This window comes from Paenibacillus sp. OT2-17, assembly GCF_009827695.1.
Classification (GTDB): Bacteria; Bacillota; Bacilli; order Paenibacillales; family Paenibacillaceae; genus Paenibacillus; species Paenibacillus polymyxa_B.
The window spans coordinates 1-10,759 of the sequence record NZ_WUDQ01000098.1 but is presented as its reverse complement, the minus strand read 5'-3'; the positions used below and the strand labels follow the sequence as shown (position 1 = coordinate 10,759).

Genomic DNA, 10,759 nt, shown 5'->3' with positions numbered 1-10,759 from the left:
AAGTCATCATATCCACTCACGACAATGATTTTCACATCAGGACAATGGTTATTTAGTGCTTGCAGCAACTCCACTCCGTCCGCACCCGGCATGCGCATATCAGTAATCACAATATGGGGAGCTAACTCCCCGACCAGCCTGAACGCCTCGTCCCCGTCTTCAGCCTCACCCACTACCAACATTCCAAGTTTTTCCCATGTGCCAAATGTCTTCAGAATATCGCGGTTCCACGGCTCATCGTCCACAATTAATACTCTGATCATACTTTTCCCTCCTCTGCTGAGGTGAATGGAATGCGGATGGTGACACGTGTACCGACTCCCTGCTCACTATCTATCGTCACTCCGTAGTGCATTCCAAAATTCATCCGTATGCGTGAAGACACATTGCTCAATCCGATATGACTACCCTGCGCCCAGATCGGTTCCTCCGACGCGTTTTCCAGCTTTGCCCGTAGTTTTTCCAGCTTGTCCGGGGCCATGCCGTTTCCATTATCGCAAACCGTAATACACACATCTTGTTTCATAATCTCCACCCGAATCCCCATTTGCCATGCTCCCGCCTTTCGATCAAGACCGTGCTGAAACGCGTTTTCCAACAATGGCTGAAGCGATAGCTTAGGCAGTCGAATATCCATCGCCTGTTCTTCCGACTCCACCTGAAATACCAATCTTTGTGGAAATCTCCGTTGCTGGATGCGCATATAGTGTCCCACATGGTCAAGCTCTGCGCGTAAAGAGGCCAAATCCTGAGGTTCCCGTACCACGTAACGGAACATCTCACTCAGCGACCGAATGACTTCATAGGTGTCCTCCGGCTTTTGAGAAAATACCATACTTCCGATCATTTGCAGCGTATTTTGCAGAAAATGTGGATGAATCTGCGCTTGGAGCGCTTTCAATTCAGCCGTCTTTTTTTGCAAATTTATACTGTATTCCGCCTGAATATGCTCGCGAATTCGGCCTGCCATCCCATGCAGACTTCTTTCCAGCAGCCCAATCTCATCCGGGCGTGTACTTGGCTGTCCAATCGGTCCTTTGATCATATCCAGCTCCTGTACGGAACGCGCCAAATGAACAATCGGACGTGCAGTCCGCCATGCGATGAAAACGGCAATGCAGATGGAAACCAGGATTGAAATCACGCCTACGATAATACCATACAGCATGGTTGAAAAGGCACTGTGGTTAATGGAGGAAGTGGGTACGATTTTGACCAGCTTTAGCCCAACTACATCTAGATCATTATAGAACACATAATGTTCAGCAGTTTGAATCACTCCAGGGCCCGGCTTAACGTCACGAAGAGCTGTCAGCACACCTGCAGGTGGAGGCGACTGCCGAGCCTGTGCTGGATACATGACCCTGCCATCCGCATCTGTAATAAGCACCTGATGCTGATCCCCTCGTCCCAGCAGGCCCAGCGTCTGATCGAATTGCGACCACAATACATCCAATGAAATAGCTCCCGTCTGCTTCTGATCTTCAAAACGCCGAATACTGCGCGTCAAAGTAAAGCGTTCCGGGTCAGCAGAGCTTGGACGAATCGAATAATCCTTATTCGCTTGCCACATCTCGGCATACTGTGGGGGAATACCGCTCACTGTCGTAATTTCATTTTGCATGCTATTAAAGGTAAACAGGGTTTGCGATTGCTTCAAATAAAGCTGGATGCCGATCACATGACTTCCGGCCGAATAATACACATTCGCCATCGTATTCAGCATTTTTCGCTGGGCATTAAATTGGCTCGAAAGATTGTCAGGCTCGCGCTCATTCAAATAATCGCTCAGATCAGGGCTGATCTGAATGCTGTAAATCAGATGATTCAGACGATCTAGCTGGTCGCTGATATAGATCCCCGTCCATTTCATATTGGACATGTTCGTCTCTACCACTTCAGTTTCCATGGAAGCTCTACTTTTTTCCGCAGCCAGCACCGTGACAGCAATGACCGGCAGCACAGATAGAACAATCATCGTCAAGATCAGCTTAAGCTGAATGCTGCGTCGATACGGGGCCGTCAGCGCCCGGAACCAGCGGACTGCTCGGGTTGGCATAGCGATGCACTCCTCTACTCAGCCATATGCGAAAACGCCCCGCAATTCGCAGGGGCGCTTCATTTACCGGATACTCCCGGAGAATACCTATATGATATTATTCGTAAGTTGGTTTCAGCTCATTATTCATCATTTACGCTTCTTCGATAATTATAACATCCCAAGGCTCTAATGGAAGCGTTTGTCCTTGGATAACTGTACGCCCCCCGATTAACTCCTTGCCGTCTCCATGTGGATATACCACCGAGCCTGCTTGTTCGGAATAGTTAAAATAGTACCGGATTGTCCGTCCCAGCTCATTTGTGCCAGATTTAACAATGATCGGATAAGACGTTTCCTGATCCACTCCCCATACTCCCGCCTTTTTGGCTACAGAGCTGAATAGTTCGCGGATGACCGCCGGGCTGACGATACAGCCGATGTAGGTCGCTGTTCCCTGACCATAGCGGTTTTGCGTAATCGCGGCATATTTTCCCCAATGCGGGTGATCGTAATAGGCCAACACTTCGGCGGTCGTCGGGGTAATCAACTCCATCCACGTATCTACCTGATTGTCCTCTGGTGCCACCTCAAAAGGATTATTTTTGAGCGTCACCTTCTTCGGCTCCACGAACAAGCTGTAATGAATGCCGCAGGCTTCGCTAATCACGCCCGGCTGCCGGGACGTTCTCACCTGCACATGCTCGTCAGTAAATCCGCTTCGGAATGTGTATACTATATGACCACCTTTCTCCACATATCGGTTCAGCTTCTCCAGTAGTGCGTCTGGGGCAGAATAGAGGACCGGGACGATCAAGAGATCATAGTCGTCAAACGATTCTGTACCTGGATGAACAATATCCGTCCCGATATTCAGTTTATACAACTCGTCATACAAACGGCGTACGATGTCATTGTAATTCAACGGGCTGCTCATATTAAATTTAAACCAGTCAATCGACGTCAATGCTTCGTTGCTGACCAGAATCGCCGTTTTATTTTTCTTTTTCAGGTTGACCAAATGCGGAGACAATCTTGCAAAATCCTTCCCTATGGTCTGTGCTTCCTCATACACAGGATTCGGTTCAAAATCATGGCTGAGCAGACCCTTCCAGTAGGTTTCGAAGGAATTATGGATGGAATGCCAGTGCCAGTATGCCACCATATTGGCTCCAGAAGCCAGATGGCTGAACGCTTGCAGACGCAATTGCCCCGGATAGGGAACCCAGTGGGTAAAAGCCTGCGCTTCCGTTTCCAGCACTAGATAGTTGTTATTTTTCGTCGAACGCGCTACATCGCCACCGAAGGAAATTTCAATTCCGGTCAGATCATCCTGTGATGGATGGTAAATATCCACCCCAGTCACATCAAAGGCTTGCGATGCCGCAAAGTGATCCACGTCTGGCTGAACACCAAAGGAATGACCTCTCCATTCAAAATCAAAGTTTTGCGTAACAAATTGGTCTTCCCGCTTATATTCATTCACCAGCGCGACCTGCCATGCCAGGAAATCCGTCACCAGCTTGCGCTGGAATTGGGAAAAGGCTGCGCCCAAACTTCCATTAATCGTTCCGACCACCGAAGGAAAGTCCTCCCAGCTATTGATGCGATTACTCCAGTAGTCCAGACCAAATTTGCGGTTTAGCTCCTCCAGCGATTCGAACCGCTCCCGCAAATACTTTACAAATTGCAATTGCACATTGGGCCCACTCGTGTGGTAATGCTTGGTCTCATTATCCGTCTGAAAGCCAATGACCGCCGGATGCTGACTCACCCGTCCGATCAGCTTGCGTATGATTCGCTCGGCATGGAACAGGTACACCGGGTTCGTAATGTCCATAATCTGGCGAGCTCCATATTTGCCCGGACCTTGAGGCGTTGTTGCCAATACATCAGGATGCTCCTTCACCAGCCATGTGGGTACGGCATAGGTGGGCGTCCCCACAATGACTTCGATGCCCGCCTTATGCATGGCGTCCAGCACCCGATCCACAGAGGTAAAATCAAACACGCCGTTTTGCGGTTCATGCGTACTCCAAGTGGATTCGGCAATCCGCACCACGTTGATGCCCGCATCCTTCATCATTTGGATATCCTGGCCCAAACGGTCATATGGCATATACTCATCATAATAGGCAACACCGTACAGTAGTTTTTTCATCAAGTCGTCCTCCAATTAGGTTCGTTAGGATATGTGGAGCTATATAAGGTTATTTTCAAACACCGTGGCTGTTATGCGGTTTTTTCAGGGATGGAACGGATATCGTCTTGTCGGCTACACCCTGCTTCGCAGAATCTGCCTGTTGTAGATTTTTTTTCGCACTTGCCAGCCAGCCTTCTACGTCTTTTTCTTTAATCTTGTACAGCCATGCAAACAGACCTGCCGTAATTAAGGCCCCCACTCCAGGTACTACTGCATAGAGCGCGAATATCCATGTGAGAACCTGTCCGGTCTGCGGTACATTCGGGACATAGCCTGCAAAGGCAAGCGCATAAGCGACGATTCCACTGGCTGCCGCTCCCCCCAGTTTTCCTGCAAACGTTTGGGTAGCAAAAGCGGTACCACTGGCACGTACGCCTTTTTTGAATGCGCCATATTCCACACAATCGGCCGTAAACATCGGTACCATGAGCTGTGGTGCAGAGCTGAACAAACCGAAAAGAACCGCGAATACACATACGACAACGGGGTTACTGTAACCGATTACAAATAAAGATAAGCCCGTAGTAAACAATCCAATCAAGCTGACGACATTCACTTTCCACTTGCCGAATCTTTTAATAATTGGTGGTAAAATCAACGCAGTGAGCAGCTGCACACCCAAGGAAATGAACATGAGAATGGAAATATAAATAGGATTTTTCAAGTTGTATAAGGCAAAGTAACTGACGACAATCCCTTGCAGATTGGTCATAGACAGCATCATAAACGACATCAGGTAAAATAAAAGCTGCTTGTTTTGCAATGGATACGTCATAATTTGCTTGAGCGTAACCTTCTCCGCCTTGTTGGAATACCGTTCTTTGACATTAAAGCGAGTAAAGTTCATGAGTATCAAACCCGCTATGGCAACAATCAGTGCCAAAATTGGCCATGATATCTGATTGGCCACAGCTACCGAAGATGAGGAGATGACCATAAAACCCAAGAAGACCATCGTCCGGCCTCTGGACATTAACAGATCACGTTCATGCGTATTTTTCGTCATCAGTGTAGCCAACCCAAAGCCAGGCGCATCACTGATCGTATAACACATTTCCCATGCCAGATACGTGACGGCGATATAAATCACCTTGGCGGTAAGCGACGCATCATTAGGAACGAGAAAAATAAGTACAGTAAGTATCGGCAAAATGATGGAAGCCAGATTCGTCCACGGTTTGAACAAGCCGCCCTTTAGATTGGCTCGGTCAATGATCACACCGAAGATCGGAGCGCTAAGGGCATCCCATATACGGGCTAGTACGAATAAAGTACCGATAATAGAAACAGATATGCCAACATAATCCGTATAAAATAGCATCGCAAAAGAGGCGACCAGACAGAGAATTGCGTTGCTCCCCAAAAAGTAAACGTAATACGATACACGTTCTTTCGATGTTGTTTCCATAGCTCCTCCTGATTACAATATGGCATCGCTTTCAAAAAATCTACATATAAGCGTTTTCTTTTATGTAAAAGCTTATACTATAGCATTTGTAAACGCTCTTTTATTATAGTTAAATGTTAGATACAATGAGATTGTCTAAGCGGTGTAAAATTTGCCCTAATCGAAGGTGATCTGATGATATTAAATCCTGATGTTGATCCAGCTCTATTCCATGATTGCCGATGGCTGCCCATTATTGACTGGAATGTGAAATTTTTTGGCGCCCATATTCACCGGGTCAAAGCGGATTGGTGCATGCCTGAGGAATCTCATATCGGTTTTGAAATTGCACTCATTTTAGAAGGTCGTCAGGAAACGATTATGGAAAATAACGTATATTCGGTTGGGGAGGGTGATATTTTAATCATTCCGCCGGGTTTCAAACATGTGAGTCAGTGTGTTTCCCCAAACGGCATGTACTATTTTAGCTCTCATTTTAATGTCGATGATCCATTGTTCCGTCAGGAAATGATTAAGAGCAATCAGCTCTTTTTCCCAGCGGGTACTGAAACGAATACCAAGCTGCAAAAGGTCGTCCATAGCTGGATTGGCATGGTGCAAGAAAGCGGAGAATATACGACAGCAGACCGTTTTCGTATGCAAATTGCCTTATTTGAGCTATTCGGGATATTCTCGCAAATGATATCTACCGGTTTGGAGCCCAGAATTGCGCCTTCATCCGTTCAATATGCCAAGGCCATCATGGAAGCCATTCAATCAAGGTTTAAGCCTTATCGGGAAGATGAATCTGGCGAGCAAGCGTTCCGCCTTGAAGATGTGGCGGCTTCGCTCGGGATCAGTCCTGGCTATGCCCAGGAAGTGTTCCGCAAGGTATACGGCTATTCTCCACGTCACTATCTATCGGAGACCAAGCTGCATGAGGCTAAGGTGCTGATCCAGCAGCCCAATCTGCCACTCAACAAGGTAGCTTCCCTGCTCGGATACTCCAGTCTGGCTCATTTCAGCAGACAGTTCAAGCGCTGGACAGGCACCAGCCCACTTAAATATCGTCAGACGTTAAAGCCGATTACTGATGCACAAAGGATTTAAGATATAAGGACGGATAGCAAGGGCTCCACCCTGCTATTCATACAAAAAAAAGAGCGTGACACCGAATATTGCGGTTGTCGCGCTCTTTTGACTCTATTTTCTATAAGCTCTACCGTTGCCTTAATGATCTAAAATCTTGACTAAGCTCTCATTACTCGAATCACAGCCTAATATCCCCTATATGCTGGTGCACCACATACATCATCCCCATCAGAAATACGGCCAAAGCCAAGTAACCGATGCCGAATTTCCAGCGCGATGATGCGGGTACTTCGTAATATTTATCATTTTCAAACGGAATGTAATCAATCCCACACAGCAATCTGAGCTGGTACGCATCCGGCGTCGGTATATGTTCCACACCGTTCAGCCATACATGCTGGACAAGACACTGCTGTGGCAGCAGAAGCGTCTGTTCCACATCCAGACTTTCCATATACACCGTCACATATTGCTGCCCCTCCAAATCCGAGTAGGTATTAAAAGATAATCTGCGCGTGTGCTCCGGTCCGGGCAGCGGATATCCTTGCTCATACAGATGCTGTACGTTCACCAGCGGCTTTTGCAAAAAGGATTGGACCTTAACCTCCTCTTTATTGCGTTTAACATATTTTTTGTACAAATCGTAGGCAAAGAACGCCCATATCAAGAAAAATAAAAAGGATTTTAAATATACTACGACTACAATTCCACCCAATAGGCCCACCAGCCACAGCCAACGCGTCACTGCCGTGGAAATCCGTCCTCCGTCGAGCGGATGAATCGGCAGCAGGTTGATCAGGTTCAGGAAAAATCCGACATACGAGAGCGCATACAACAGGGGACTGTCTGTTGCATAGGCTCCTGCGTATACCGCCATAGCCCCAACCGTCCCCAGTAACGGGCCGCCCATGGCTACATAAGCCTCTGTCTGCGCATCCAAAGGTTGCCGTTTCATTGTGATCAGCGCACCGAGAAAAGGAATAAATAACGGTGCTGATACGGGAAGCCCCTTGCGCTTGGCGGCCAATACATGCCCCAGCTCATGCACAAACAACAGCAACACGAATCCGACCGCAAATCCCCACGGGTAAATGATCGCATATGTGCCAATCGTTATCGCCATAGATATCAGCGCACCGCCAAATTTACTGAATTTTAAAAGGGCAAGTAACGACTTACCTTTCAGAAGAAGCAATGCTGCTGCACTACCAAGGTACCATTTGGATGAGCCGGATTTGGAATCGGTCTTTTTCTCTTCATTTTGCAAAAGTATCCGCCTCCTTTCTTTAACACTTCCATTGTATCCTGCTATGTGCAGCTTGTAAAAACTTCTCTAACTCACAGATAAGCGAACTGGGGTAGCCATTTATATTATTCCTCGTATTGTAGACATCCTCCAATGTAGGATATTATATTGGTGCTGGGTTAGATGCCCTATTTTGTAAAGGAGGTTTGCTCTTTCATGTGTACTCACTACATGCGTCTCAGATAAAAGGATAGGCTTTTCAATGAAGCTCAACCCGTTTTTTTATATGGAAGGTTGAGGCTTGTTTAAGTTACCTTTTTTTAAACTAAATCTGAACAATGAGGTGTGTTTCATATGACTGAAAAGCGTTCCTTGACTAACTCAAAAGACGTTAGTGATATATTGGCCCTTGCCAAAAGCAACGGGCTTCACATACTACATGAAGGATTAGAGCTCAACGAGTCCGGGCTAGATTTTCGGGCACTATTCGCCAAAGACATTCAGGGTACCCCTTGGGTTCTACGTACACCGCGACGAACAGATGTGGTCCAATCAGCCGCTTACGAGCACAAAGTGCTTCAGTTGATTCGGGATACTCTTCCTGTAGCGGTACCGGATTGGCAAGTGTATAGTCCAGAGTTCATCGCCTACCCTCAACTGGAGGGCACTCCTGCCGCTACCATTGATATGGAAACAAAAAGCTACGTATGGTTCATCAATCCTGAGGCTCTGACGGAAAGATTCGTTGCTTCGCTCGCTAAAGCCCTAGCCGCGTTGCACCGGACGGATCACCAACAGGCAGCAAATTTCGGTGTCCGCGTAAAGCAGCACAACGAAGTTCGGCAATTGATGGACCAGCGGATGAAGGAAATAAGAAGCGTCTTTGGTGTATCTGGCGAGCTATGGCAACGATGGCAAACCTGGCTGGCAGACGATAGCTACTGGCCGGAATATTCCGTACTTGTACACGGTGATTTGCACCCAGGCCATATTTTAGTCTCTTCGAATACAGAGGTTACTGGAATGCTGGACTGGACCGAGGCCGAAGTAGCTGATCCGGCGATTGATTTTACGAGTTACTATACTTTGTTCGGAGAAGTAGAGCTTACTCGTTTATTGAAGCTTTACGAGGCAGCAGGCGGACGTGTATGGCCGCGTATGATCGAACATATCGTTGAACTGACCGCGGCTTACCCTGTGCTTATCGCCGAATTCGCCCTCAAATCCGGGCTAGATGAATATATGGAGATGGCACGTAACGCGCTGGGTGTCCATGAGCAAGAAGAAGGACTGCCCGACATATAATATAGCTTTAGCCACCTGGCAGGCTTTGGTTCAATGACGGACCAAGGCCTGTTTTTTTCTGCTCTCCTTTTTTTGTAAAGTTACGTTTCGTGCCCAAGTGTCCATCCTCCTGTCTGTTCTGTTATCATGTAAGAAAACGGAATAACTCAGGAAAGGATTACGAATCATGAGTTTTGAACTTACCCGGCGAGCCATCAGACAACTATGCAGTCAAGCTGCTTATGACGACGGGGATGCCTATTACCGGGCCAAAAGAGTGGCCTTTACACAAATAGATCATGATGAAGGGGTATACGAAGCTACGGTCAAAGGAAGCAGCTTTTATGCTGTTGCGGCGATGATCCGATCCAATGGAAGTATCCGAGCAGAGTGCACCTGTAGCACATTTCAGAACACCGGACGATATTGCAAACATATCGCTGCTGTTCTCCTTAACGCCCATGATATACGCCGTGGAAAAAGTCTGTCTGTACGCTCCTACGCCTCCAGACTTCATCCCGGTACTACCCCAGATACAGCAGGAAGCATGGATTCAGACGGGATGTACACATCTACAGATGCTCCGTATGATTACACTGCTAAAACGGCACGATCCTCTGACATCACACAAGGGGATCTCCAGCTGACCGACAGTATGTTAAAACTATTTGACCGCAAGCGACCGCTTCGCAGCACGCCTACCCTGCTGGATACTCGTGCGGTCTTGGATTTTCAGTTCGTCATCCGGCCTTTTGCCTACGGTTACCAAAAATATATGTTTGGTGTAGAAATGAAGGCTGGCCCCAAACGATTATATATCGTCCAGAAAATTCGTCCGTTTCTGGATAGTATTGACCGTGGGGATAGCTACATGTTCACGAAAAGCTTCTCGTACGAGCCTGAGTTGTACCGCTTCCGACCTGAACATGACGCTATTCTCCAGCAATTATCCCAGGTATGCCACCATGAGCGTATGATTCGGGAAACTTCAGGCACGTATTCATCTTCCAGTAGTCATATGAGCGGCGAGCGAATGCTCCTCATTCCGCCTGCGGCTTGGGAAAAGCTGCTCCCCTTGCTGACAACAGCACAGGGCGTCTACTTTGAAATTCACGGAAACATGAGCGAGGGTATTCCCCAATCCGACCTGATGCTTCCACTGCAATTTGAATTTGATAAGGCCGGGGCCGTAACCGAAGGCTACCAGCTAAGCATACAAGGATTGGATGACTTGACCATCATGGAGGACTATGGTGTCGTCATTGCCGATGGCAAGCTTGTCAAACAGAAGGCCGATCCCTTACGGCGTTTGTCCGAGCTAAAACGGATGGTAGAGGTACACCACAGGCGAAAAGTTCTGATTGCGCCAGAGCAGATGGAATCTTTTATGGACAAGGTTGTACCCGGGTTAATGAAGCTCGGACGTGTTCATATGACTCGGTCCGTCTCAGATCGGGTCACACAGCAGCCATTGAAGGCAAAGCTATATCTGGACCGGGTGAGAGACAA

The 10,759-nt window shown here is 47.6% G+C and carries 8 protein-coding genes; 3 read left to right on the top strand and 5 right to left on the bottom strand.

Annotated elements, in window-relative coordinates; genetic code table 11:
- The 4 genes from GRP75_RS13285 to GRP75_RS13270 form a co-directional block, all read right to left on the bottom strand.
- The coding region (locus tag GRP75_RS13285) for a response regulator (RefSeq protein WP_160789532.1) at positions 1–263 on the bottom strand (263 nt) is incomplete at its 3' end.
- Entirely contained in the window at positions 260–2,059 is a 1,800-nt protein-coding gene (locus GRP75_RS13280) for a sensor histidine kinase (RefSeq protein WP_160789531.1), read from the bottom strand. The genes GRP75_RS13285 and GRP75_RS13280, both read right to left, overlap by 4 nt.
- A 133-nt stretch (positions 2,060–2,192) precedes the next feature.
- Entirely contained in the window at positions 2,193–4,199 is a 2,007-nt protein-coding gene (locus GRP75_RS13275) for a beta-galactosidase (protein WP_160789530.1), read from the bottom strand.
- A 55-nt stretch (positions 4,200–4,254) separates the two neighbouring features.
- On the bottom strand, positions 4,255–5,649 hold the full coding sequence (locus GRP75_RS13270; protein WP_023986925.1) for an MFS transporter: 1,395 nt from the start codon (positions 5,647–5,649) through the stop codon (positions 4,255–4,257).
- Between the two features lie 174 nt (positions 5,650–5,823).
- On the opposite strand from GRP75_RS13270, the gene GRP75_RS13265 reads away from it, so the two are divergent.
- A complete protein-coding gene (locus GRP75_RS13265; RefSeq protein WP_023986924.1) occupies positions 5,824–6,738 on the top strand; it encodes an AraC family transcriptional regulator in 915 nt (304 codons plus the stop codon).
- Between the two features lie 160 nt (positions 6,739–6,898).
- Here the strand turns inward: GRP75_RS13265 and GRP75_RS13260 are convergent, their stop codons facing one another.
- Positions 6,899–7,987, bottom strand: a complete 1,089-nt coding sequence (locus GRP75_RS13260; RefSeq protein WP_023986923.1) for a site-2 protease family protein — start codon at positions 7,985–7,987, stop codon at positions 6,899–6,901.
- Between the two features lie 333 nt (positions 7,988–8,320).
- On the opposite strand from GRP75_RS13260, the gene GRP75_RS13255 reads away from it, so the two are divergent.
- Positions 8,321–9,271 (top strand): macrolide 2'-phosphotransferase, encoded by a 951-nt coding sequence (locus tag GRP75_RS13255; RefSeq protein ID WP_160789529.1) that lies wholly within the window; start codon positions 8,321–8,323, stop codon positions 9,269–9,271.
- 166 nt (positions 9,272–9,437) lie between these two features.
- Positions 9,438–10,759: SNF2 helicase associated domain-containing protein (locus GRP75_RS13250; RefSeq protein ID WP_202404124.1), on the top strand; the 1,322-nt coding region annotated here is incomplete at its 3' end.